Origin of the sequence: Amycolatopsis sp. cmx-11-51 (assembly GCF_047608665.1) — a bacterium.
Taxonomy (GTDB): Bacteria; Actinomycetota; Actinomycetes; order Mycobacteriales; family Pseudonocardiaceae; genus Amycolatopsis.
Genome location: NZ_JADNQO010000001.1, coordinates 1,415,951 through 1,438,721 on the forward strand (window position 1 = coordinate 1,415,951; position 22,771 = coordinate 1,438,721).

General features: G+C 67.4%; 28 protein-coding genes and 1 tRNA gene. 19 read left to right on the plus strand and 10 right to left on the minus strand.

The window, feature by feature from the left end:
• Positions 1–26: 26 nt before the first annotated feature.
• Positions 27–365 carry an MmcQ/YjbR family DNA-binding protein gene (locus tag ACM6LU_RS07125; RefSeq protein ID WP_414936733.1) on the plus strand — a complete coding sequence of 113 codons (339 nt, stop codon included), beginning with the start codon at positions 27–29 and terminating at the stop codon, positions 363–365.
• Here ACM6LU_RS07125 and ACM6LU_RS07130 read toward each other — a convergent pair.
• Positions 362–889 (minus strand): GNAT family N-acetyltransferase, encoded by a 528-nt coding sequence (locus tag ACM6LU_RS07130; RefSeq protein WP_414936734.1) that lies wholly within the window; start codon positions 887–889, stop codon positions 362–364. The genes ACM6LU_RS07125 and ACM6LU_RS07130 overlap by 4 nt on opposite strands.
• A gap of 204 nt (positions 890–1,093) precedes the next feature.
• On the opposite strand from ACM6LU_RS07130, the gene ACM6LU_RS07135 reads away from it, so the two are divergent.
• Positions 1,094–1,495 (plus strand): DUF4279 domain-containing protein, encoded by a 402-nt coding sequence (locus ACM6LU_RS07135; protein WP_414936735.1) that lies wholly within the window; start codon positions 1,094–1,096, stop codon positions 1,493–1,495.
• Between the two features lie 85 nt (positions 1,496–1,580).
• Positions 1,581–2,234, plus strand: a complete 654-nt coding sequence (locus ACM6LU_RS07140) for a hypothetical protein (RefSeq protein WP_414936736.1) — start codon at positions 1,581–1,583, stop codon at positions 2,232–2,234.
• Positions 2,235–2,237: 3 nt separating this feature from the next.
• On the opposite strand, the gene ACM6LU_RS07145 is transcribed toward ACM6LU_RS07140, so the two are convergent.
• Entirely contained in the window at positions 2,238–2,726 is a 489-nt protein-coding gene (locus ACM6LU_RS07145) for a GNAT family N-acetyltransferase (RefSeq protein ID WP_414936737.1), read from the minus strand.
• Positions 2,727–2,801: 75 nt separating this feature from the next.
• Between ACM6LU_RS07145 and ACM6LU_RS07150 the strand changes: the two genes are divergently transcribed.
• Entirely contained in the window at positions 2,802–2,945 is a 144-nt protein-coding gene (locus ACM6LU_RS07150; RefSeq protein ID WP_414936738.1) for a hypothetical protein, read from the plus strand.
• A 244-nt stretch (positions 2,946–3,189) separates the two neighbouring features.
• Here the strand turns inward: ACM6LU_RS07150 and ACM6LU_RS07155 are convergent, their stop codons facing one another.
• Positions 3,190–3,708 (minus strand): hypothetical protein, encoded by a 519-nt coding sequence (locus ACM6LU_RS07155; RefSeq protein ID WP_414937116.1) that lies wholly within the window; start codon positions 3,706–3,708, stop codon positions 3,190–3,192.
• Positions 3,709–4,287: 579 nt separating this feature from the next.
• Here ACM6LU_RS07155 and ACM6LU_RS07160 point away from each other — a divergent pair.
• On the plus strand, positions 4,288–4,482 hold the full coding sequence (locus ACM6LU_RS07160) for a hypothetical protein (protein ID WP_414936739.1): 195 nt from the start codon (positions 4,288–4,290) through the stop codon (positions 4,480–4,482).
• A 19-nt stretch (positions 4,483–4,501) separates the two neighbouring features.
• Here ACM6LU_RS07160 and ACM6LU_RS07165 read toward each other — a convergent pair.
• A tRNA-Gly gene (locus ACM6LU_RS07165) sits at positions 4,502–4,572 on the minus strand.
• Between the two features lie 110 nt (positions 4,573–4,682).
• Between ACM6LU_RS07165 and ACM6LU_RS07170 the strand changes: the two genes are divergently transcribed.
• The 4 genes from ACM6LU_RS07170 (at position 4,683) to ACM6LU_RS07185 (ending at position 7,661) form a co-directional block, all read left to right on the plus strand.
• On the plus strand, positions 4,683–5,888 hold the full coding sequence (locus tag ACM6LU_RS07170) for an oxygenase MpaB family protein (protein WP_414936740.1): 1,206 nt from the start codon (positions 4,683–4,685) through the stop codon (positions 5,886–5,888).
• A 13-nt stretch (positions 5,889–5,901) separates the two neighbouring features.
• Entirely contained in the window at positions 5,902–6,483 is a 582-nt protein-coding gene (gene dcd, locus ACM6LU_RS07175; protein ID WP_016338162.1) for a dCTP deaminase, read from the plus strand.
• A gap of 59 nt (positions 6,484–6,542) precedes the next feature.
• Positions 6,543–6,683, plus strand: coding sequence for a hypothetical protein (locus tag ACM6LU_RS07180; RefSeq protein ID WP_414936741.1), 141 nt, complete (start codon positions 6,543–6,545; stop codon positions 6,681–6,683).
• Between the two features lie 285 nt (positions 6,684–6,968).
• Positions 6,969–7,661 (plus strand): CAP domain-containing protein, encoded by a 693-nt coding sequence (locus tag ACM6LU_RS07185; protein WP_414937117.1) that lies wholly within the window; start codon positions 6,969–6,971, stop codon positions 7,659–7,661.
• Here the strand turns inward: ACM6LU_RS07185 and ACM6LU_RS07190 are convergent.
• The 3 genes from ACM6LU_RS07190 to ACM6LU_RS07200 form a co-directional block, all read right to left on the minus strand.
• Positions 7,655–8,650: a cation diffusion facilitator family transporter gene (locus ACM6LU_RS07190; RefSeq protein WP_414936742.1), complete on the minus strand. Its 996-nt coding sequence runs from the start codon at positions 8,648–8,650 to the stop codon at positions 7,655–7,657. The genes ACM6LU_RS07185 and ACM6LU_RS07190 overlap by 7 nt on opposite strands.
• 30 nt (positions 8,651–8,680) lie before the next feature.
• On the minus strand, positions 8,681–9,193 hold the full coding sequence (locus tag ACM6LU_RS07195) for a DUF742 domain-containing protein (protein ID WP_414937118.1): 513 nt from the start codon (positions 9,191–9,193) through the stop codon (positions 8,681–8,683).
• A 208-nt stretch (positions 9,194–9,401) separates the two neighbouring features.
• The gene (locus ACM6LU_RS07200; protein WP_414936743.1) at positions 9,402–11,684 is read right to left on the minus strand and encodes a (Fe-S)-binding protein; all 2,283 of its coding nucleotides are present in this window, start codon (positions 11,682–11,684) and stop codon (positions 9,402–9,404) included.
• A gap of 152 nt (positions 11,685–11,836) precedes the next feature.
• Here ACM6LU_RS07200 and ACM6LU_RS07205 point away from each other — a divergent pair, with 152 nt between their 5' ends.
• Genes ACM6LU_RS07205 through ACM6LU_RS07215 form a run of 3 tightly spaced genes read left to right on the plus strand, consistent with a single transcriptional unit; the run spans position 11,837 to position 13,181 of the window.
• Entirely contained in the window at positions 11,837–12,163 is a 327-nt protein-coding gene (locus tag ACM6LU_RS07205) for a DMT family transporter (protein WP_414936744.1), read from the plus strand.
• Entirely contained in the window at positions 12,164–12,724 is a 561-nt protein-coding gene (locus ACM6LU_RS07210) for a TetR/AcrR family transcriptional regulator (RefSeq protein WP_020632424.1), read from the plus strand. It abuts the gene before it with no gap.
• Positions 12,725–12,746: 22 nt separating this feature from the next.
• Positions 12,747–13,181, plus strand: a complete 435-nt coding sequence (locus ACM6LU_RS07215; RefSeq protein ID WP_414936745.1) for a GNAT family N-acetyltransferase — start codon at positions 12,747–12,749, stop codon at positions 13,179–13,181.
• Positions 13,182–13,267: 86 nt separating this feature from the next.
• Here ACM6LU_RS07215 and ACM6LU_RS07220 read toward each other — a convergent pair whose 3' ends face one another.
• Entirely contained in the window at positions 13,268–13,807 is a 540-nt protein-coding gene (locus tag ACM6LU_RS07220) for a YbhB/YbcL family Raf kinase inhibitor-like protein (RefSeq protein WP_414936746.1), read from the minus strand.
• Between the two features lie 161 nt (positions 13,808–13,968).
• Here ACM6LU_RS07220 and ACM6LU_RS07225 point away from each other — a divergent pair, with 161 nt between their 5' ends.
• From ACM6LU_RS07225 to ACM6LU_RS07255, 7 genes are all read left to right on the plus strand, one after another.
• The gene (locus ACM6LU_RS07225) at positions 13,969–14,736 is read left to right on the plus strand and encodes a DUF4097 family beta strand repeat-containing protein (protein ID WP_414936747.1); all 768 of its coding nucleotides are present in this window, start codon (positions 13,969–13,971) and stop codon (positions 14,734–14,736) included.
• Between the two features lie 28 nt (positions 14,737–14,764).
• Entirely contained in the window at positions 14,765–15,436 is a 672-nt protein-coding gene (locus tag ACM6LU_RS07230) for a hypothetical protein (RefSeq protein ID WP_414936748.1), read from the plus strand.
• The gene (locus tag ACM6LU_RS07235; RefSeq protein ID WP_414936749.1) at positions 15,433–16,857 is read left to right on the plus strand and encodes an alpha/beta hydrolase; all 1,425 of its coding nucleotides are present in this window, start codon (positions 15,433–15,435) and stop codon (positions 16,855–16,857) included. The genes ACM6LU_RS07230 and ACM6LU_RS07235 overlap by 4 nt, the downstream gene beginning before the upstream one ends.
• 166 nt (positions 16,858–17,023) lie before the next feature.
• Positions 17,024–18,907, plus strand: coding sequence for a molecular chaperone DnaK (dnaK, locus tag ACM6LU_RS07240; RefSeq protein WP_414936750.1), 1,884 nt, complete (start codon positions 17,024–17,026; stop codon positions 18,905–18,907).
• Positions 18,904–19,674: a nucleotide exchange factor GrpE gene (gene grpE / locus ACM6LU_RS07245; protein ID WP_414936751.1), complete on the plus strand. Its 771-nt coding sequence runs from the start codon at positions 18,904–18,906 to the stop codon at positions 19,672–19,674. Before dnaK ends, grpE begins: the two co-directional genes overlap by 4 nt.
• A gap of 33 nt (positions 19,675–19,707) precedes the next feature.
• On the plus strand, positions 19,708–20,886 hold the full coding sequence (gene dnaJ / locus ACM6LU_RS07250; RefSeq protein ID WP_414936752.1) for a molecular chaperone DnaJ: 1,179 nt from the start codon (positions 19,708–19,710) through the stop codon (positions 20,884–20,886).
• A 5-nt stretch (positions 20,887–20,891) separates the two neighbouring features.
• Complete coding sequence (locus ACM6LU_RS07255; protein WP_414937119.1) at positions 20,892–21,323, plus strand: heat shock protein transcriptional repressor HspR; 432 nt, start codon at positions 20,892–20,894, stop codon at positions 21,321–21,323.
• Between the two features lie 45 nt (positions 21,324–21,368).
• Here ACM6LU_RS07255 and ACM6LU_RS07260 read toward each other — a convergent pair whose 3' ends face one another.
• The gene (locus ACM6LU_RS07260; protein WP_414936753.1) at positions 21,369–21,983 is read right to left on the minus strand and encodes a DUF305 domain-containing protein; all 615 of its coding nucleotides are present in this window, start codon (positions 21,981–21,983) and stop codon (positions 21,369–21,371) included.
• Complete coding sequence (locus tag ACM6LU_RS07265; RefSeq protein ID WP_414936754.1) at positions 21,968–22,723, minus strand: lytic polysaccharide monooxygenase; 756 nt, start codon at positions 22,721–22,723, stop codon at positions 21,968–21,970. Before ACM6LU_RS07265 ends, ACM6LU_RS07260 begins: the two co-directional genes overlap by 16 nt.
• Between the last annotated feature and the right edge of the window lie 48 nt (positions 22,724–22,771).

Consider the following 22,771-nt stretch of genomic DNA (forward strand, 5'->3'; position numbering starts at 1 on the left):
CAGTGACCCAGGGCACAATGGCCGCCATGACGACCTGGGAAGAAGTCGTGGACCTGGCGGGCAGGCTGCCGGAGGTCGAGGAGTCCACGTCGTACCGCACACCGTCGCTCAAGGTCGCGGGCAAGAACTTCGCCCGGCTGCGCAGCGAGGCCGAGGGCGGGCTGATGCTGCTGTGTGAGCACGCGGAGAAGGAGGCCCTGCTGGCCTCCGGCGACCCCGCGTACTTCACCACGCCGCATTACGACGGCTACGGCGCGATCCTCGTCGACCTGGAGAAAGTGGAGAAGGCGCAGCTACGTGAGCTCATCGAGGAGGCCTGGCGGATGAAGGCACCCGCCAGGCTCAAGAAAGGTCTGGACGACTAGCGGAGCTCCCCTTCGAGCAGGCTCATCAGGTACTCGTCGTGCCACTCGCCGTTCTGGCCGCGGAACGACTGCCGGTGCCTGCCGTCCACCTGGAACCCGAGCTTCTTGTAGATGTGGATCGCGGCTTCGTTGTCGACCACGACCCACAGCGCGATCATGTGCAGCCGCATCATTTCGAAGCCGTAGCGGCAAAGTGTGCGCATGGCGTCGGTGCCGTAGCCGCCGCCCCAGTGATCCCTCTCGCCGAGGTAGATGTCGAGTTCCGCGCGCCCCTGTTCCGGCGTGGCGTCGCGCAGGGTGCACGTGCCGATCAGCGTGCCGACGGCGAGGCTCTCGATCGCGAAGCTCGCCCGCGCGTAGCTGTTGGGCTCCCGCTTGGTGAAGCGCTCGCGGATCTGGGCGAGCGATTCCGGGTGGTCCGCGGTCAACCAGCGTACGACCTCCGGGTCGTTGTGCCAGCGCCACAGCGTGTCGGCGTCCTCGGGCTCCAGCGGCCGTAAGCGGATCAGTTCACCGGTCAGCATCGTCCATCCCAAGATCGGTATCGGACTTTCCAGACTATTCGGCGACACCCTTGAGCAGCCACCGCTTTACGGGCATTTCCAGCAGCGCTCAGGCCGTCCGCGCGGAGTGTGCACAACAGGCTCGCGGTCCCGCGTGAGACGTTCGATAAGCGATTGATCACGTTTCACCTGGTCAGCTTGCCCGAAAGCTAGGGTCCCGGGCGTATGAAGGTCCACCAGTACTGCTACTTCGCTTTGAAGAGCGAAACCGTGTCCGCCGCGGAGATCACCGCGCGGCTCGGCATGCAGCCCGACGAGGTCCTGGTACTGGGTTCGCGGTCCGCCGAACACCGGTTGCCGCGGATGCACGCCTGGAAGGTGACGCATCGGGGTTCGGAACCGGTCGACGACCAGATCGAGAGCGTGATCGGCAGGCTCGCCCCGGTCCGCCCGGGAATCCGGGCGCTGGCGGACGAGGGGGTGACCGCGGTGCTGCAGGTGGTGCGCTACTTCCATCACCGCGACGGCGGCGAGGAATTCGGCTGGTACCTCTCGCCCGCCGTGATCGCGTTCCTCACCGAAGCCGCCGCCGCGCTGGACGTCGACGAATACGACCTCAGCGAATGACCTTCCGTCGAGCCGGTGCGCGACGGGAACGCCGGAGATGGTGGGATGGTGCCCCACAGCCGGACAACCCCGTTGGGAGCCCAGCATGTCGAGCGAGAACTGGCCGCTGCGTCAGGACCCGGAGTCGCCGGTCATCATCTCCCGGTCGCTCGTGGAGGACCCGTCGAACCTCGCGTTCGTCGTGCTGGACGACGACGGTGACTGGTTCATCAGCGACGGCAACGAGTTCTCCGAGGACATGGAACTCAACCGCGACGCGTTCGGCGCGCTGCCCCTGCGGGACGCGGTGGACCTCATCCCCGAAATCGCCGCGCTCGCCGGCCTCCCCACCGGCATGGCCGCCGACTGGGACCCGGAGCGCCGCACCTGGCTGCTGAGCTCGGTCGCCGACTCGGATGACGACGACGAGGACCTCCTGGTGCGCGCCGCCCGCCTCGCGGCGTGGACGCACCCCGGCTCGCCGCTGGAAGAAGTCCAGGTGAGCACCGAACTCGCCGAGATCCCCACCGACCCCGCCGCACCGGCCCGCGCCGTGCGCCAGGTCGTCCGCGAGGCGGACGGCACCTGGCTGCTCGTCGGCTTCCAGGTGCCGGAGAACGAGGATTTCGAGGTCGAAGCCCTCGAGATGGAGCACGCCGTCACCCTGTACCCGGACGTCGCGCTGGTGCTGAGCGCCGCGCCCGGCCAGGTGTACGACCGCGTCAGCGCCGACGCCTCGTGGGAACTCGTCGAGGGCTGACCCTCAGCCGAAGTCGCAGTACATGACGTGCAGCCCGATGCGCCCCAGCGTCGGGTGCTCGAACGCACCCGGCACCGTCCCGACGATCTCGAACCCGAGCCGCTCGTAGATCCGGATCCCAGCCGCGTTCGACTCGGCGACCGCGTTGAACTGCATCCCCGCGAACCCCTGTTCCCTGGCCCAACCCAGGACATACGCGCACAACGCGCTGCCGATGCCCTTGCCGCGAAGGTCCTTGTCCACCATGAAACTGGCCGTCGACACATGTGCCCCGGGCCCGTCGCGGTTCGGCCCCATCTTGGCCGTGCCGAGCACCCGGCCGTCCTCGACCGCGACCACCGTCAGGCCCGGCGGTTTCGAGATCCATACCGCGCGTGCGTCGTCCTCGCTCAGGCCGGGATCGTAGGTGTACGTGTCCGCCGCCCGCACGACTTCGCGAACGATCGGCCACACCTGCGGCCAGTCGTCTTCGGTGCTCTCCCGGATCTCCATGCCCGGCACCGTAACAACCGCGCCGCCCGACCCGACCTCCGAGCGCGGCGAACTTCCGCGACCCGAGGAGTTCGGATGGCCGAGTACGAGCGGTGGCCACATCCTGGCCGTCGGCCGCGGTGTCACTTGCTGCGGGCCGACGATGTCTATGCGTCGATGGACAACGGCGATCAGTACTTCACCGATGCCAACGGCCGCAAAGCCTCTGTGCGGAAATGAGCTTGTTCCTGCGGCGTCGAAACGCTGAGGTCCACGGCCGACGCCAGCTTGCGGAACAATTTGGACAACTTGCCGCGCTGCGACTATTGAAGGGTAATTCGAAGTGCCGTGGCGACACCCCCGTTGCGCCCAGCTGCCCATCGTCATGGTGGGGCGAGTGGGCGTTAGATGACCCAAAATCCACACAGTCCGCCCCACGAAGGTCGCCGCCCCGCTCACGAACACGACACCTTTGCCTCAACCGTCAATAGAAACCGTTGCGGCGGTTCTGGAACCACCGCCAGGCGAAGCCGGAACCCAGGAGCAGCCCTGCGCCGGTCAAGCCCGCGCCGATCCAGATCTCCGTCGTTCTGGACTCCCGCTCGACGCGCGTCCCTGGCGGCAACTCGGCCGCGATCCCCTCGATTCTTCCCTGGATCGCACGCTGGTCGAAGACGCTCAGGTCACCGTCCTCCAGCAACGTGGTCAACCAGCGACGCACCTCGTTGTTCTGCTCAAGGGAGAAGCCAGGAAATTCGATCGAGGACATCCGGAACAGCCCGGGCCCCATGCATCTCAGTGGCTCTCCGGTGGACGCGTCGAGATACTGTCCGGTCGCGCCGCATTCGTCGCCCGGCTTGGCGAAAATGGCGGTGTACGGCCCCGGGGCACTGCCCGTGTTCAAGCCGATGATGAGGAAGATCGCGCCGACCAGCAACAGCGGGAGGAGCAGCGCCCCCGCCAGAACGGTCAGCAAGGCGGCCGCTGTGCTGTCGCTCGGCATTCTTCGCACGCCGCGGACGGTAACGGCGGTTGCGGGGAGGGGTCCCGAAAACCGATCGGCACAGGACTCCCTCTGGGTGGGCACCTGACACTCGGTGCGGCTGTGATCACAGGGGGCGCGCACAATTGTGGCTAGGATGAAGTTACAGCGACTGGCGAAAGCCCAGATCCGGTTGCGCCTCGCGAGGAGGCCCGCCGCCTCATCGAGGCTGTTCCTGACGAGCGGGTGTCCGCCGCGTTGGCTGCGCTCAGGCAGTTGGCTGACGCGCAGCCGGACACCGAGTCGTCGCTTTCGTACGGTAGGTGTGTTCGACGAAGTGGCTCGTCACGAACTCGGCGGCGGATCAAGTAAGTCGGCGTGATTCGAGCTGTACAAATGGTTGCTGCGTAGGCACATTTCGCCGGACCTGGGCGGGGTCGAGCTGGGCAAGTCGTCCATGGCGATCATTCGACAGTGGCAGGCCGACCGACTGGCGGTTGCGGGTGATCCTGAATACGCCGGTGGAGGAGGACAAGATCTCGCCTCGCAACCCGTGTCGGGTCCCGCGGGGCCGATCGCGCGAATCCGGACGAACGCCCGGTGATCACCGTGGCCCAAGTGTTCGACCTGGCCAGCAGGATGCCGGAGCGGTTCCGCGTCGACCAGCACCGGACGGGCAACGCGGACGACGATGACGACGGCCTGAGCGGTCAGCCGTGCCCGTCGGCTAATGGCCCGTTAATGGCCGGGCAAGCACAAAGCAAAAGCCCCAGGTCTAAAGTGGACATCCACTGACCTGGGGCTTTCGCAGGAGAGCGGATGACGGGAATCGAACCCGCGTATTCAGCTTGGGAAGCTGATGTTCTACCATTGAACTACATCCGCAGTGCTCGGCCAGCATACATGGTCCGGATCTCCCCTTGCCAAGACCCACCCCGCCTTGACGTCGCCGTCAAAAGTGACAACACTTGTTGTCTACATCGGAGGTGAGCCGGATGGACGAGAGGCTGCCCGACCCCGAGCTGTTCCGCCAAGGCGGGTTCCGGGTCGCATCGAGGTTGTTCATCGAGGGCGACATCAGGGGCGACGAGCGCCAGGTTGCCCGGCTGCGGAAGTGTGCGCAGCGGGAGGACCCGGCGGCGGACTCGTTGGTGCCGTACCTCCGAAGCGGCGGTCACAAGAAGTTTGAACAGGCGCTGCGACAAGGCATCGACAGTGTCGAGGAGCCGCCGGAGGAGCTCGAAGCCTTCTTCCGCAACGTCGAGGCGACGCCGTACTGGGTCGACCCGGATCGCCTCGATCGCGGAGCGCGGGCGATCACGCGTGCCGGGTTGCTCGGCCTCTTTCCGCTTGGTGACGTCTCGCTGATGGGCGGTTATCTCGCGTCGCGTGCCACGAAATCGCTCGTCGGCACCGGTGAGATCGAGTACAAGGCGGCACGGCGTCTCGTCGAGACGGCGACGTGGTGGATCCACGTGACTACGCCGGGCGCGTTGGTGCTCGGTGGGCGCGGGTACGAGTCCGCGTTGCGGGTGCGGGTGGTGCACGCGCATGTCCGTGCGGCCATGAACCGCCGCAAGGACTGGGATTACGCCGCTTGGGACCGGCCGGTCAACCAGGTTCAGACGGCGGGCACGCTCCTGCTCTTCTCCCTCGTCTACGTCTTCGGCACGCAACTGCTCGGGCTCCGCTACAGCGCCCGCGAGCGCGCGGACATCCTGCACCTCTGGCGGTACGTCGGTTGGCTGATGGGCGTCGACGAAGAACTCCTGCCCGCCGGCGAGGACGACGCCTGGCGGCTGCTGTGGCTGCTCGCCACCACCGAGTTCATCCCCGACGACGATTCCAAGCGGCTCGCCGCGGCGCTCATGAAATCCCACGCCGCGATCGGCGAGGGCCGGGGCGCGGTCGGCAAGGTCCTGTCGCATGTGTCGGTCGCGGCACACGGGTCGATCAGCAGGCTTCTCCTTGGCAAGACCAACGCCGACTTCCTGGAACTGCCCGACGATCCGATCGCGCAGGCGGCCGTGGTCGCGGTGGCGGGCGTCAACTTCGCCGCCGAGACGGTCCGGCGGCTGGTGCCGGGGGCGACGGCGCTCCAGGAGCGGATCGGGGCCGCCGGGCGACGCCATTATCTCCGGCAGGTCACCAAGGTGTTCGGGCTCGACCCCACCTACGGCAGGCACATGAAGGCCGCTTGACTACGCTGATCGCGTGCTCCTCAGCGACCGTGACCTCCGTAAAGAGCTCGACGCCGGCCGTCTTGGCGTCGACCCGTTCGACCCGACGATGGTCCAGCCGTCGAGCATCGACGTGCGCCTTGACCGCTTCTTCCGCGTGTTCGACAACAGCAAGTACACGCATATCGACCCGCAGCTCCAACAGGACGAGCTGACGTCGTTGGTCGAGAAGGAGGGCGAAGACCCCTTCGTCCTCCACCCCGGCGAGTTCGTGCTCGGCTCCACCTACGAGACCGTCACGCTCGCCGACGACCTCGCCGGCCGCCTGGAGGGCAAGTCGTCCCTCGGCCGCCTCGGTCTGCTCACCCATTCCACCGCGGGCTTCATCGACCCCGGTTTCTCTGGCCACATCACCCTCGAACTGTCGAACGTCGCCAACCTGCCGATCACGCTCTGGCCGGGCATGAAGATCGGCCAGCTCTGCATCTTCCGGCTGTCCAGTGCCGCGGAGTTCCCGTACGGCTCGAATGAGGCAGGCTCGCGCTACCAGGGGCAGCGGGGACCGACCCCGAGCCGCGCGTACAAGAACTTCCACCGCGTCGACACCTGGCGGTGATAGCTGTCGAGCGCTGACGAGAACCCGCCGAATGGGCGTCGTTCCGAAGGTCTCTCACTGTGGCTGAGCAAAGCGGCCTCTCGGCCGTCGAAAGCAGGGTGGCCGACTACCTCGCTCGCTTCGGCCCGCAGACGACGAAGGCGCTTTCGCAGCTGGTGGGGCTCTCGCTTGCGTCGATCACGGCGCTCATGTGGCGATGACGGCCAGTGCCGCCCCGCTGTGGGATCACCTGGTGAAGTCGGTCTGCGAAGCCTGCGAGAAGTACACGGACGGTGAGCTCCCTTCCTGGCCGGCACCAAGGCGATCACGCACGAATCGACAGGGGTTGATCACCCGGTTTTAGATGACAGAGCGCGACCGCTGACCCGTATTACTACTTTCGGGGGTATTGCCGTAACCAGTTCGTGATAGTTTTCGGCCTCGTGTCCCCCAAAAGAGCGAGAAACCGGTTACTTCTTGTTACGCTCAGCTTCCTGCTGGGTGGGGTGCTCGCCAGCGCGAGCTACCTGATGGTGACCGACCGGTTCCAGGGGACGGCGCTGAGCAACCTGTCCTTGAGCGTCCCCGACACCAAGGGCAGGCCCGGTGACGCGCTCGCGAAACCGCCCGCCTACTTCGGCCAGACGTCCGCTCCGGCAGCGGGCGACCCCGGGGCAGGCTCGCCCGCTCCGGCGGCGTCTCCGGAAGCTCCCACGTCTTCCTCCGCCCCGCCCAGCTCGTCCTCCGCCCCGGCCGAGCCGCCAGCCCAGACATCCGAGGCTCCGAAGCCCACTCCCAGCAAGGCCGCGGATCCGCCTCGCTCGCCGGACGGTTCGCTCGCCGGTCAGGTCATCGACCTCGTCAACTCCGAGCGCGCCGGAGCGGGCTGTTCGCCGGTGAGCAACGAGTCGCACCTCGCCGCCGCGGCGCAGGGGCACAGCGACGACATGTCCGCCCGGAACTACTTCTCGCACACCACGCCGGAAGGCACCACGTTCGGCCAGCGCATCCGGGCCGCCGGCTACGACAAGCCCGGCGCCGAGAACATCGCCAAGGGCCAGTCGAACGCCGCCAAGGTGATGGACGCCTGGATGAACTCCGAGGGCCACCGCGCGAACATCCTCAACTGCAAGCTGAAGAAGATCGGCGTCGGCGTCAACACCAAGGGCATGTACTGGACGCAGAACTTCGGCTACTGACCCTTGTCCCAGCGTTCGGCGATGTCGCCGTAGCGGGCCAGTACCGCCGCGCGCAACTCGGGATCCGTGCGCGGGACCGGTTCGATGAACACCTCGGTGACGTCCCCGAACGATCGCGTCAGTTCGACCGCGAGCCGGACGCAGGCGCGTTCGACATCCGGCGCGCCCAGTGAATCGTCGAAGTCGACACGCGCGCACACGAGCACCTGGTCGGTGCCCATCAGCATGGTCTGCAGGTCGACGACGGCCTCGATCTCGGGCGCGCCGACCAGGTGGTCCCGGATCTCGCGCACCAGCTTCGGATCCGCCTGCCTGCCGATCAGCAGGCCGCGGTTGGTGCGTCCGAGCACGTAGGCGACGAGCGCCAGCAGCACGCCGATCGCGATCGACGCCGCACCGTCCCAGACGTGCGAGCCGGTGAGCTGGTGCAGCCCGATCCCGGTGAACGCGAGCAGCAGGCCGATCAGCGCCGCCGAGTCCTCGAACAGGACGGTCTTCGGCGCCGGGTCGTCGATCGTCCGCAGGTAGACCGACACCTTCTTACCCGCTTGGGCGGCGTCGCGCCGCACTTGCCGCACGGCCTGGAACCACGAGACGGATTCGAGGACGAAGGCGATCGCGAGCACGACGTAGCCGACGATCGGATCGGTCTGGTCGGTCGCCTCGCCGAACACCGTCGAGAAGCCTTCGTACAGCGCGAACATCGCGCCGGACGCGAAGATCGACACCGCCGCGAGCAGCGACCAGAAGTACCGCTCCTTGCCGTAGCCGAAGGGGTGGACGCGGTCGGCGGGCCGGTCCGAGCGTTTCAGCGCGGTCAGCAGGAGGCCTTCGGTGATCGTGTCGGCCACCGAGTGCGCGGCTTCCGAGAGCATCGCGCCGGAGCCGGTGATGATCCCGGCGATCAGTTTCAGTACCGCGATGGCGAGGTTGACCCCGCCCGCCAGCACTACGGTCAGGGTGCTTTCGCCACCGGGTTCTTCACTCACCTTGCGTAGCGTAGTACGAGTGCGCCGATCTCACAGGCGACGCAATCCGTGCAGGACGCGTTCCATCAAGGCGAGTGCCGGATGACCGTCGAATTCAGCTTGCGTTTCATGAACGGTAACCAGGCCGAGTTCGGCCATATCACCCAAAAGGACCTTTGCAACGCCGAGTGGAACGCATAATGAAGCGGCTACTTCGGCGACGGAAGTCGGACGGCGGCACAGTGAACGGACCGAATGGAATTCCACGCTGAACCCGGGCGCGGTCCACGGTGCGTCGTTCCGAACGGAAATCATCGCTTCGATCGCGAAGTTCCGCTTGGACTGCGTGCGTCCGCCCGTGCGGACGTACGGGCGGACGCGCGTGCGTTGCCGTTCCTGTCGCGGCGGCCGCCGGGCGGCCGGGATGCTGGGGATGGTCGCTTCCTGGGCCATCCGGGCGAGCGCCGCGGCCGACGGCAGGCGGGCCATCGGACGACCTGTCGACGACCCCGGCATCGCGAGGCGGTGTGCCATGCCCGGACGGAGTTCGTGACGGTTGCCCATTGATTTCCTCGCCCCCTTTTTTTCGAACCTATCGCCTGTGCCGCCTAAAGCAACCTCGTAGACGACAACGGCAACGAGGAAACGCCAGCTTATCGCCACCGTGTACCGCCGAACGGGTAAGGGAACGGAATGGTCTGGACCGGATAAAGCATGAGGGAACATTCTCTCGCATTATGTGCGAGAGAATGTTCCCTCCGGCCTCGACGTGCTACTTGTCTTCCTCCGAAAGTGGACTCTCGGTGGCGGGCTCGTCCGCCTTCTCGTCGAGTTCAGCATCTGAGACGGCGTCCAAGGACGGCGCGCCGGCCGGGACCAGTTGCGGCTCCGGCTTGCGCTTGACGGCGGTCAGCAGGAGCTGCGCGACGTCGACGATCTCGACCTTCTCGCTCGCCTGGCCGTCGCTCTGGCGCGCGGTGAGGCCGTCGTTGAGCATCACCTTGCAGAACGGGCAGCCGGTCGCGATCTTCGACGGCGCGGTGCCGAGCGCCTCGTCCACGCGTTCGACGTTGATCCGCTTGCCGATCTTCTCTTCCATCCACATCCGCGCGCCGCCGGCGCCGCAGCACATCGACCGGTCGCCGTGCCGCGGCATCTCCCGCAGCGTCGCGCCGGTGGCCCCGACGAGCTCGCGGGGAGCGTCGTAGACCTTGTTGTGGCGGCCCAGGTAGCACGGGTCGTGATAGGTGACGTCCTCGGCGACCGGGGCCACCGGGGTCAGGTGCTTCTCCCGCACCAGGCGGTTGAGCAGCTGCGTGTGGTGCACGACGTCGAACTGGCCGCCCAGTTCCGGGTACTCGTTCGCGAGGGTGTTGAAGCAGTGGGCACAGGTGACGACCACCTTGCGCGCCTTGCGTTCGCGGCCCTCGAACACCGAGTTCAGGATCTCGACGTTCTGCTGCGCCAGCATCTGGAACAGGAACTCGTTGCCTGCCCGGCGGGCCGGGTCGCCGGTGCAGGACTCCTCCGAGCCGAGCACGGTGTACTTCACGCCCGCGATGTGCAGCAGTTCCGCGACGGCCCGTGTGGTCTTCTTCGCGCGGTCCTCGAACGCGCCGGCACAGCCGACCCAGAAGAGGTACTCGGTGTCGCCGAGGTCGCCGTCGAACACCGGCACCTCGAACTCCAGGTCCTCGGTCCAGGCGAGCCGGTCCTTGGCGTTCTGGCCCCACGGGTTGCCCTTGTTCTCCAGGTTCTTGAACATCCCGTTGAGCTCGCTGGGGAACGCGGACTCGATCATCACCTGGTAGCGGCGCATGTCGACGATGTGGTCGACGTGCTCGATGTCCACCGGGCACTGCTCGACGCAAGCACCGCAGGAGGTGCAGGACCACAGCACCTCGGGGTCGATCACGCCGCCGTCGTCGCCGATGAGCGCCTTCTGGGACTCCGCGATCGCGAGGACGTCGATACCCGCGTACATGTCGTCACCGGACAGTCCGACTTCGTCACCCGCCATGTCGCGCTTGCCGCCCGCGAGCAGGTACGGCGCCTTCGCGTAGGCGTGGTCGCGAAGCTGCGTGATGAGCAGCTTCGGGGAGAGCGGCTTACCGGTGTTCCACGCGGGGCACTGCGACTGGCAGCGGCCGCATTCGGTGCAGGTGGAGAAGTCCAGCCAGCCCTTCCAGCTGAAGTCCTCGACCTTGCCGACGCCGAACGTGTCCTCGTCCGGGTCCGCCTCTTCGAGATCGAGCACCTTGCCGTTGCTCATCATCGGCTTGAGCGCGCCGAGCGCGACCTCGCCGTCGGCCTCGCGCTTGAAGTAGATGTTGAAGAAGGCGCTGAACCGGTGCCAGGCGATGCCCATGGTCATCGTGCGGGCGATGACGAACAGCCAGATCGTGGCGCTCATCAGCTTGACGAACGCGAACACCGAGACCAGGTTCGGGCTGGCCGGCAGCAGCTCACCGATCGGATGCGAGACGAACGCGGCCCAGACCGGGGCTTCGTGGACGTTCATCGCGGACTTCGCGGCCCGGACGCCGATGATGCCGATGCCCTCGATGAGCACGACGGCCTCGATGAAGTACGCCCACTTGAAGTTGGAGCCCTGGAAACGGGACTGCCGGTCGGCGCGGCGCGGGTGGTTCTTCTGGCGGATCCCGATCAGGACCAGCGCGCCGACGATGGTGCCGACCCCGAGCAGCTCCATGAGCAGCTGGAACAGCGACCAGTCTTCGAGGATGGGCCAGCCCCACGTGGGGACGAAGACTTCGCCGTATGCCTCGAACAGGGCGAGCGACCCGAGCAGGAAGCCCCACATGACCAGCCAGTGCGCGGCCCCGACGCTCCGGATCTTGTTCATCCGGGTGTGCGCCGCGAATTCCTTGATCAAGGTCTTCATCCGCGCCGTGATCGGACCGTTGCGGGTCGAGTCCGGCTGGCCGAGGCGGATCACCCGCACGAAGCGGGCGATGGTCGCGAAGAACATTCCCCAGGCGACGACGCCGAGCAGGACCGAGATCCCGCCGAGCGTCAGCTGTACAGCGCCCATCGTCGGGTGCCTTTCGTCCGAGTGAAGCTGTGGTGGTTCGGGCAGACTAATGCTTCTTACTGATGGGTAACCCACTGGCCGCGCCCAAGTCCCACCGATGTGGTGTACGCCTCTCTTTGTTTTAAGACGATCGTCCAGTTAAATTTTGTAACATGGGTGCGTACCTTCTCCTCGCTTTCGCCATCGCCGCCGAGGTGACCGCCACGGTCTCGTTGAAGCTCTCCGAGGGCTTCAGCAAGCTGGGGCCCTCGATCCTCGTGGTGGCCGGATACGCCTTCGCGTTCGTCGCGCTCGCGTACGTTCTGAAGGCGGGCGTGCCGGTGAGCGTCGCCTACGCGATCTGGGCCGCGGCAGGCGTCGCGCTGGTGGCGGCCGTCGGCATCGTGTTCTTCAAAGAGCCGGTCAACCTCGCCGTGATCGCCGGGCTGGTGCTGGTGGTCGGCGGTGTCGTGTTGATCGAGGCAGGGAGTGCGCGCTAAGTGAAGATCCAGGTCGACGGCCGGAAGGCCAGGGGCGAGAAGCGGCGCGAGGAGATCATCGCGGCCGCGCTGCGGGTGATCGAGCGGGACGGCGTCGCCGGTGTCACCCATCGGACGGTCGCCACCGAGGCGGGCGTGCCGACCGCGTCGACGACTTATCACTTCTCCAGCCTCGACGACCTGCTGATCGCGACCCTCATCTCGTGCGCGAGGGATATGGCGACCGAGGTCTACTGGATGATCGACAGGGCCCGTTCGCGTGGCAGCCGTGGCGCGGAGGAGGTCGCCGGACTGCTCGCCGAGGCGCTGGGACCGCGGCGCGGGCGGACGATGGCGGAGTACGAGCTGTACCTGCTGGCCGCGCGGAAACCCGAACTGCGGCCCGCCGCGCGGCGTTGGCTGGACGTGCTGACCTCGATGGTCCGGCACGACGACGAGGTCGCCTTCCGGGTGTTCCTCGCCGGCATCGACGGCCTGCTGATCCAGGGCCTCATCGACGACGAGCCGCCGTCCGCGGACGAGCTGCGGCCGGTGGTGGACTACCTGCTGAAACCTCGTTGACCTGCCGGGTAGCTTTCGGATCATGAGGACTGTCGGCGCGTACGAACTGGATGACGACCCGGCTCGGGTGGACCTCGACGTGGTGTGGAAGTGCCTGTCCACCAGCGTCTACTGGGGCAAGTGGCGAGACCGGGAAATGATCGAGAAGGTCTTCAGGAACGCGTGGCGCGTCGTGGGTGCGTACGAGGATTCGACAGGCCGCCTGGTCGGCTTCGCGCGGGCGTTCTCGGACACCATCGGCAGCGCCTACCTGGCGGACGTCTTCGTCGTCGAGGACGCGCGCGGCGCGGGACTCGGCAAGGAACTGGTCCGGGAGATGATCGACAACGGACCGGGCGCGGAGTTCCGATGGATGCTGCACACCGCCGACGCGCACGAGCTGTACCGGCCGTTCGGCTTCGGCGACCCGGAGGAGGGCCAGTACATGGAGCGGTCCAGGCCGCACGGCCGGAGCTGAAGGGGACTTTCCCCGCATGCGACGCGGTGAAGGACGCTTTCACCACGTCGCACGCGGTGAAAGCGTCCTTCAGCCCCTGAAGCCGCTCAGTCCTTGTTCTCGTGCAGGGCAGTAAGAGAAGCTCGCGCGATCGCGTGGCTGAAGAGGTTGAAGCCGAGCAGAGCCGGCGTAGCGTCTTCGCCGACATCCAGCTTTTCGACGTCGACAGCGTGCACCGTGAAGATGTACCGGTGCGGCCCGTGCCCGGGCGGCGGTGCGGCCCCGAGGAACTGCTTCACGCCGCCGTCCCCCTTCAGGGTGACAGCGCCTTCGGGCAGGCCGGAGCCCGCCTCGTCGCCGGCGTTCCCCGCCAGCGCGTTCACCGAGGCGGGGATGTCGAACACCGCCCAGTGCCAGAACCCACTCGCGGTGGGGGCGTCCGGGTCGTAGCAAGTCACGGCGAAGCTCTTGGTCTCGGCGGGGAAGCCGTCCCAGGACAGCTGCGGGGAACGATCCTCGCCGCCCGCGCCGAAGATCCCGGACAGCTGGGGCGTCGGCAGGAAACCGCCTTCTTCGATGTCGGTGCTGCTCAAGGTGAAGGCAGGCAGATCGGGCAGGAAGTCGTACGGATCGGGTGCCTGCGGCATGCGTCCTCCTGATCGTGGAACCGGTGACGAAGCCAGGTTAGGACCCCGAGAACCCCGGCGCGGGATCAGGGACGATTCCGGGGGTTACCCCTATGTCCATCCCGGCGCGGTGCCCTTAGCTTCGAGACACACGAAAACCTGCTCTGGAGGGACTCAACACCATGGCCCGCCCACTCCTCGCCATCGGAGGCATCGCCTTGATCGGCGTCGGTGTCCTCACCGGCCTCGGCTGGTGGTGGCCCTCCGACGCGGAGGCGACCTCCGAGCTGACCCAGTCGATCAAGAGCGTCCGCGTCGAAAACGACGAGGGCGCCGTCAAGATCCGCACGGGCAGCGGCCCGGCGAAGGTCCGCCAAGAGTTCTCGTACCGCTGGAACAAGCCCAGCGACGCCTATCGCGTGGACGGTGACACCCTGATCCTCGCCGGCTGCGGGAACAACTGCGAGGTCGACTACGACGTCACCGTCCCGGCGGGGGTCCCGGTCACCGGGCGGGTCGACTCCGGTGCGGTGGAGATCGCCGGTGTGTCCACTGTGGATATTTCGGTCGACTCCGGCCGGGTCGAGGTGCGCGACGTGCCGGGCACCGTGAAGGTCAGGGCCGACTCCGGTCGCATCGAGCTGAAGAACATCGGGCAGGACGTCGACATCCACGCGAGTTCCGGCGCGATCAAGGGCGAGCGGCTCGGCGGGAACGTGCAGGCACAGGCCGACAGCGGCCGCATCGAACTCGAGCTGGTCGAGGCCGCGAACATCACGGCCCGGAGCGACAGCGGTTCGATCGAGGTCACCGTGCCCTCCGGCGACTACAACGTCAGCGGCACCACCGACAGCGGCAGCCGCGACATCGACGTGAACCAGTCCGGTTCGGCCCAGTACAAGCTCGATCTCAACACCGACAGCGGAAGCGTCAAGGTCAACGCGGCCTGACGGACTTTATCGGGGGAAACACTTTCTCATGGGGAACAAAGAGAAGCGCGTCCTCGGCGCGCTCGCGCTCGGCGCGCTGACGGCCTTCGGGATCGTCGGCTGCGCAGGCGAAAGCCGCCAGACGCTGAGCGACGGCACACCCGTCACCGAGCAGATCACCGCCGTCCGGGTCGACGTCCCGGTCGGCGGCGTCACACTCCGGGTCGAGGACGGCGCACCGGTCTCGCTGCGCCGCGAAGTCACTTACACCGGCCGGAATCCCGGCAAGACGCACAGCGTCGAGAACGGCACGCTCGTCCTCGGCGGCTGCAGCCAGTGCGGCGTGGACTACGACGTCGTGGTCCCGCGTGAGCTGGCGATCTCCGGCGGCATCGGCACCGGCAAGATCACGCTCACCCGCGCGGCCGCGGTGGACCTCCGGGGCGACACCGGGGAGCTCGAGGTCCTGAGTTCGACCGGTCCGGTGAAACTGACCATCGGTACCGGGGACATCAAGGTGGGGCTGGCAAAACCGGGCGCGGTCACCGCGAACGCCGACACCGGGAAGGTCACCGTCACCGTTCCCGATGCCGCGTATCGCATCAACGCCAGGTCGGAGTTCGGCAAGGTCGAGACCGCCGGAATCCGGCAGGACCAGGCTTCGGCGAACGTCCTGGACCTCAAGTCCGGCACCGGTTCGGTCACGGTGAAGCCCGCGTGAACAGGAAGACGAAGGCGCTCGCCGCCGTCACCGCGCTGGCCCTGCTCCCGCTTTCCGTGCTGCCTGCTTCCGCCGCGCTGCGGATCGCTTGGAAACCGTGCGCGACCGAGTACGCGCCGACACTGGAATGCGCGAGCCTCCGGGTGAGCGGTCCCTTCACGATCGCGCTGGCGAAACTGCCCGCGACCGATCCCGCACGCCGCGTCGGTTCCCTGCTGACGAACCCTGGCGGGCCGGGCGGCTCCGGCGTCACCGTGCTCAAGTACGGTGGCCGCGGTTTCGCGCTGGACAAGCTGGAAATGGCCGAAGCGCGACAACGGTTCGACGTCATCGGTTTCGACCCGCGGGGCGTCGGGGCCAGTACGCCCGCGGTGACCTGCGGGCCGACGCTGCACGACCCGTCGATCAGCCGCTTCCCCCGGAATCGCGCGGAGTACGACCGGTTCATCGAGCACAATCGCGCTTCGGGTCAGGACTGTCTCGACAGGACCGGTCCAGCGATGTCCCAAGTGGACACCTGGAACGCCGCCGACGACATCGAGTCGATCCGGGTCGCCCTCGGCGAACCCAAGGTCAACTGGCTCGGGGTCTCCTACGGTTCCGAGCTCGGCGCCGTGTACGCGGAGAAGTATCCGAAGCGCATCCGCGCGATGGTCCTCGACGGTGCCATCGACCACTCGGTGCCGACGCGGAAGGCGATCCTCGACGAGACCATCGCGACCGAAAGCGCACTCAAGGACTTCGCCCGGTGGTGCACGACGTCGGCCGAGTGTGCGCTTCGCGGCAAGGACGTCCTCGCCACCTACGACGCGCTCATGGCGCCGCCGGGCGGTGTCCCGTCGAGCGAACTCGGGCGGAACGTGACTGCCGAGGAAATGGCGGCCGGTGTCTACGGCTCGATCATCCTGCCGGCGTTCTGGCCGGACCTGAGCAAGGCGATCTCGATCGCGACGGCGGAGAAGCCGGACGCCTCGGGACTGGTGCCCTACTCGCAGCTGGACCCGTCGTACGGTGCCTACCGTGCGATCGGCTGCCACGACTTCGGCCCGGCCTTCACCTCCTACGCCGACATGAGGGTGATGCAAGGGCTGGTGAAGACCCTCGCCCCGCACAGCTGGCGCTACTCGGAGTTCTGGGACATCGCGAGCGGCTGCGCGGGCTGGCCCGTCACGCCCGCGTACCCACCGCGGCCGCAGAAGGTGCGGGGGGCGGCGCCGATCCTGGTGGTCGGCGGCGAACACGATCCGGCGACGCCGCTGGTGTGGGCGAAGGGGCTCGCGCGGAACATCGAGAACTCGACGTTGCTGGTCGACGCCGGGTACGGGCACACGGGGCTGCTCAACTCCGCCTGCGTGCGCACCGAAGAGGTGAAGTACCTGGTGAGCGGGGTCACACCCACTTCGGGCAAGGTCTGCCGGTAGTCCGGGAACAAGACGACCGGGTCGCTCGTTGAGCCGGATACAAGGTTGAGTGCAGGCGACTCAAGTCCAGCTTGACGGAAGCCGCATCATCCCGATAGAACTTGCGTGACACCCACTCAAGGTGGGAGTGAACCCGCAGGTCAAGAACTAGCAGGAGGAACACACCATGGCGCGAGCGGTCGGCATCGACCTCGGCACGACCAACTCGGTCGTCGCCGTCCTGGAGGGCGGCGAGCCGGCGGTCATCGCCAACTCGGAAGGTTCACGTACCACCCCGTCCATCGTCGCCTTCGCCAAGAACGGCGAAGTGCTGACCGGTCAGCCTGCCAAGAACCAGGCCGTGACGAACGTCGACCGGACCATCCGGTCGGTCAAGCGGCACGTCGGCACCGACTGGAAGACCGAGATCGACGGCAAGGCCTACACCTCGCAGGAGATCAGCGCCCGGGTGCTGATGAAGCTCAAGCGTGACGCCGAGGCGTACCTGGGTGAGACCATCACCGACGCGGTCATCACCGTCCCCGCCTACTTCGAGGACGCACAGCGGCAGGCCACCAAGGAGGCCGGGCAGATCGCCGGCCTGAACGTGCTCCGCATCGTCAACGAGCCCACCGCGGCGGCGCTGGCGTACGGCCTCGACAAGGGCGAGAAGGAACAGACCATTCTGGTCTTCGACCTCGGTGGCGGCACGTTCGACGTCTCGCTGCTGGAGATCGGCGAGGGTGTCGTCGAGGTCCGCGCGACCTCGGGTGACAACCACCTCGGTGGTGACGACTGGGACGAGCGCATCGTCACCTGGCTGGTCGACAAGTTCAAGGCCTCCAACGGCATCGACCTCACCAAGGACAAGATGGCGCTCCAGCGCATCAGGGAAGCCTCTGAGAAGGCGAAGATCGAGCTGTCCAGCTCGAACTCCGCAGGTATCAACCTGCCGTACATCACGGTGGACTCGGACAAGAACCCGCTGTTCCTCGACGAGCAGCTTTCCCGCGCCGAGTTCCAGAAGATCACTTCGGACCTGCTCGAGCGCACCCGCAAGCCGTTCAACAACGTCATCCGTGACGCCGGTGTCGCCGTCGGCGACATCGACCACGTCGTGCTCGTGGGTGGTTCCACCCGCATGCCTGCCGTGTCGGACCTGGTCAAGGAGCTGACCGGCGGCCGCGAACCGAACAAGGGCGTGAACCCGGACGAGGTCGTCGCCGTCGGCGCGGCGCTGCAGGCCGGTGTGCTCAAGGGTGAGGTCAAGGACGTCCTGCTGCTCGACGTGACCCCGCTTTCGCTGGGCATCGAGACCAAGGGCGGCGTGTTCACCAAGCTCATCGAGCGCAACACCACGATCCCGACCAAGCGTTCGGAGATCTTCTCCACCGCGGACGACAACCAGCCGTCGGTGCAGATCCAGGTGTTCCAGGGTGAGCGCGAGATCGCGGCGCACAACAAGAAGCTCGGCATGTTCGAGCTGACCGGTCTTCCGCCCGCGCCCCGTGGCGTGCCGCAGATCGAGGTCACTTTCGACATCGACGCCAACGGCATCGTGCACGTCCTCGCGAAGGACCTCGGTACGAACAAGGAGCAGTCGATGACGATCACCGGTGGCTCCGCGCTGCCGAAGGACGACATCGAGCGCATGGTCAAGGACGCCGAGGCGCACGCCGAAGAGGACAAGCAGCGCCGCGAGGAGGCGGAGACCCGCAACCAGGCGGAGACCCTCGTCTACCAGACGGAGAAGTTCGTCAAGGACAACGAGGACAAGCTGCCCGAGGAGCTCAAGGGCAAGGTGAAGTCCGCGATCGACGAGGCCAACGAGGCGCTCAAGGGCACCGACTCGGCGAAGATCCGCGAGTCCATCGAGAAGCTGAACACCGCTTCGCAGGAGCTTGGCACGGCGCTCTACGCCAACGCGGCAGGCAACGCCGCCGATGACGCCGCCGCCGGCGAAGGCGCGACGGGTGCCGCCGGCGGTACCGGTTCGCAGGCCAAGGCCGACGACGTCGTCGACGCCGAGATCGTCGAAGAGGACGAGAAAGACAAGAAGGACAAGAAGTGACGGGGCGCTACGACGAAACCGAGGGCCGGGGCCCGGAGGAACCGGTGGTCGTGCGGGACCAGCGGCGGATTGATCCGCTGACCGGCGAGGTCCGTCCGGCCGCCCCGGCAGCCGATCCCCAGGACGGTCCGAAGCACGCCGCTCCCTCGGAAGACCCAGTGGAGCCGGTGGCGCCGGAGCCCGCGACACACGCGGGCCCCGGCCTCGGGGACTCCATCATGGACGATTCGGTGATGGTGGCCACCGGTCTGGAGAAGGAGCTGGCGGAACGCACCGCCGACCTCCAGCGTCTCCAGGCGGAGTACGCCAACTACCGCAAGCGCGTGGACCGCGACCGTGAGCAGGTCGTCGCCGCCGCGAAGGCGGCGGTCGTCGGTGACCTGCTCCCGCTGCTCGACGACCTCGAGCGCGCGGAGCAGCACGGCGATCTGACGGGTGCCTTCAAGGCGGTCGGCGAGAAGCTGGTCGGGAGCCTGCAGCGGTCGGGTCTCGAGCCGTTCGGTGCTGAGGGTGAGGCCTTCGACCCGAGCGTGCACGAGGCCGTCCAGCACAGCACCTCGCCGGACGTCGCGGGCCCGACGGTCACCACGGTCATGCGCCGCGGTTACCGCTTCGGCGAGCGCGTGCTTCGCGCGGCGTTGGTCGGGGTCACCGACCACGAGCCCGGCGCGGCCCCCGCACCGGAGGTGCAGGCCGCTCCGGTCGACCCGCCCGTCGGTGGCGAGCTGCCGCTCGACGGCGAGCTCTTCGATGAGAACAATCGCTGATCGGCGATACGGCGTGAAAGGAGGAGACGTTCGATGAGTGCACGGGAATGGATCGGTAAGGACTTCTACCGTGAGCTGGGCGTCTCCTCCGACGCCACCGCGGACGAGATCAAGAAGGCCTATCGCAAGCTGGCCAAGGAGAACCACCCCGACGCCAACGCGGGCAACGCGGAGGCGGAGAAGAAGTTCAAGGCGGTCTCCGAGGCTTACGGCGTTCTTTCCGACACGTCCAAGCGCAAGGAGTACGACGAGGCCCGGCGCCTCTTCGGCTCCGGTGGTCCCGGTGGCTTCGGCTTCCCGGGTGGCGGCGCCGGTGGCGGCGGATTCGACGTCGGCGACATCTTCGGCCAGTCGGGTGGTCAGCAACAGGCCGGTTTCGGCGGGCTCGGCGACATCCTCGGCGGCCTCTTCGGCCGTCGTGGCGGCGCCGCCGGTGCCACCGCGAACCGGCCGCAGCGCGGCGCGGACGTGGAGACCGACGTCCGGATCGACTTCACCGAGGCGGTCAAGGGCGCGACCCTGCCACTGCGGCTGTCGAGCCCGGCGACCTGTTCCACCTGCGGCGGGAACGGCGCGAAGCCGGGGACCACCCCGAGGACGTGTTCGAACTGTCAGGGCAGCGGGCTGGTCAGCCGGAGCCAGGGCGCGTTCGCGTTCTCCGAGCCGTGCCGCGACTGCCGCGGCCGCGGCACGATCATCGACGACCCCTGCCCGGAATGCGCGGGCGAGGGCGTCAGCACCCGCACCCGCACGCTGACCGTGCGGATCCCGCCGGGCGTCGCCGACGACCAGCGGATCCGGCTCGCCGGCCAGGGTGAACCGGGCCGCGGCGGCGCGCAGCCGGGCGATCTGTACGTCCGCGTGCACGTCGCGCCGCATCCGGTGTTCGGGCGGCAGGGCCTCGACCTGACGATCACCGTGCCGGTGTCCTTCGCGGAACTGGCCCTCGGCGGCACGATCACCGTGCCGACGCTCGAGGGCAAGGTCTCGCTGAAGGTGCCGCAAGGTACGGCCAGTGGCCGCGTGCTTCGCGTGCGCGGCAAGGGAATCGCCAAACGGGACGGCGCACAGGGCGATCTGCTGGTCACCCTGCAGGCGGCCATTCCGTCCAAATTGGACGACAAGGCCCGTGAGGCCTTGGAGGCCTACGCGGAGGCCATGTCCGAGCACGACCCGCGACCGGAGATCACCGAACTTCTCGAAGGCAGGTGAGCACGATGTTCGGCGGGCTGCCGCACGACGGTGCGGACGAGGACACCCCGGTGTTCGTCATCTCGGTGGCGGCGCAGCTGTCCGGCCTGCACGCGCAGACCCTGCGGTCCTACGACCGCCAGGGTCTCGTGTCGCCGGGCCGGACCTCCGGTGGTGGACGTCGTTACTCCATGCGGGACATCGCGTTGCTGCGTGAAGTGCAGCGACTGTCCCAGTCCGACGGTGTCAACCTCGCGGGCATCAAGCGGATTATCGAGCTGGAGAACCAGGTCGACGCGCTTCGTGCGCGGATCGGCGAGCTGACGGAAGAACTCACGGCCGCGTACGTCTCCGCCGAACAGACGGCGGCGGCCGTGCATGCCTCCTACCGCAAGGACCTCGTCCCGCTGCGCCAGCAGACGGCACTCGTGGTGTGGAAGCCCAAAAAACGCAATTAGTCCTCTAGTTGCGAAGAATCGCAACTAGAGGACTAAACGCGGTCGTCAGCCGGGGACCAGTGTCCGGATCTGCTGGACCTCGCCGGTGCGCGAGTCCATGATCCGCTGGGCCAACGCCTTCGACTCCGGGTTCTTGCCGTCCTTCAGCTCGGTCCTCGCCAGCGCGACCCCGTTGTGCTGGTGTGCGACGAAGATGTCGGCGAAGTCGAGGGTGAACTCCTTGCCGTCCTTTTTGGACAAGGCGTCGAGCAGGCCTTTGTCCGTGAGCCCGTCGCCGCCGTGATGGTGGTGCGCGTGCGGATCCATCGAGCCCGTCTCGGGTTTGCCCCAGGACTTCAGCCAGTTCCGCATGTCGGTGGTCTCGGTCTGCTGCGTCGCCTCGATGGCCGCCGCGAGATCCTTGAGCTGCGGTTGCTGCGCCTGTTTGGCGTGCACCAGCTTGACGATCTCCACACCCTGTGCGTTGTGGGCGATCATCATCTGCAGGAACATCACGTCGGCGTCGTTGTACTCCGCGGACGCCGGGGCACCCGTCGCCGACTGGGGGAGCGGGGAGATCGGGGCGCCGGCGGTGCTGGGTGAGCCATCACCGGTCCCGCAGCCCGCGAGGGCCACGAGACCGGCGACGAGTATCAGGCCGAGCCTCACTGGCGCGTCCACAGCGCGGGTGTGTTCGGCGGTTCCCAGCCCTGGATCGCCGTATGCGCCAGCTGGCACCGGTAGCTCGCGCCGCCGTAGGTGACCGTGCTGCCGACCGCGTACGCCGTCCCGGCCGCCCAGGTGCCGCCCGCGGGCGGGTTGCTGGTGCTGGTCGGCGGGTTCGACGTCGTGGGCGGGTTGCTGGTGGTGGGCGGGTTGCTGGTGCTGGTCGGCGGGTTGCCGCCGCCGATCTGCAGGTCGATGCAGCTGTAGAAGGCCATCGGCGTATCCGCGATGTTCCAGATGGCGAGCACCTTCTGGCGGCCGCTGAAGCCGTTCAAGCTCACCGTGTGGGACGTCGGGTCCTTCGGCGCGGAGTTGTTCCCGCTGATGTTGGCGATCCTGGTGCCGCCGATGTAGTACTCGTAGTTCGTGGTCCGGTGGTAGGCGGTGAACTTCCAGTTGAAGGTCACGCTGTTGCCGACCGAAGCGGCGGGCCACGGCTTCGAGTCGTCGTTGAGCTGCGCGAACCCGGGGAGGCCGCCGTTGCAGCTGCGGAGCCCCTTGGGGCCCTCGACGCTCTGCGGTTCGTAGGCGATGCTGCCGCAGCCGGAAACTTTGCCCTGGGCGCAGTTCGCCTGGCGGCTGGGCGGGGTCAGCACGTAGCCGTGCGCGCTGGCCACCTGCGGGATGGCCACGATGGCGATCGGGGCGAGGATCGCCCCGGCGGCGGCTGCCACGAGTTTGCGTTTGACGGTCATGCCGGCTCCTGAGGTGGAACGACGGTGTTCCCGCGAGGGGGAGCAATG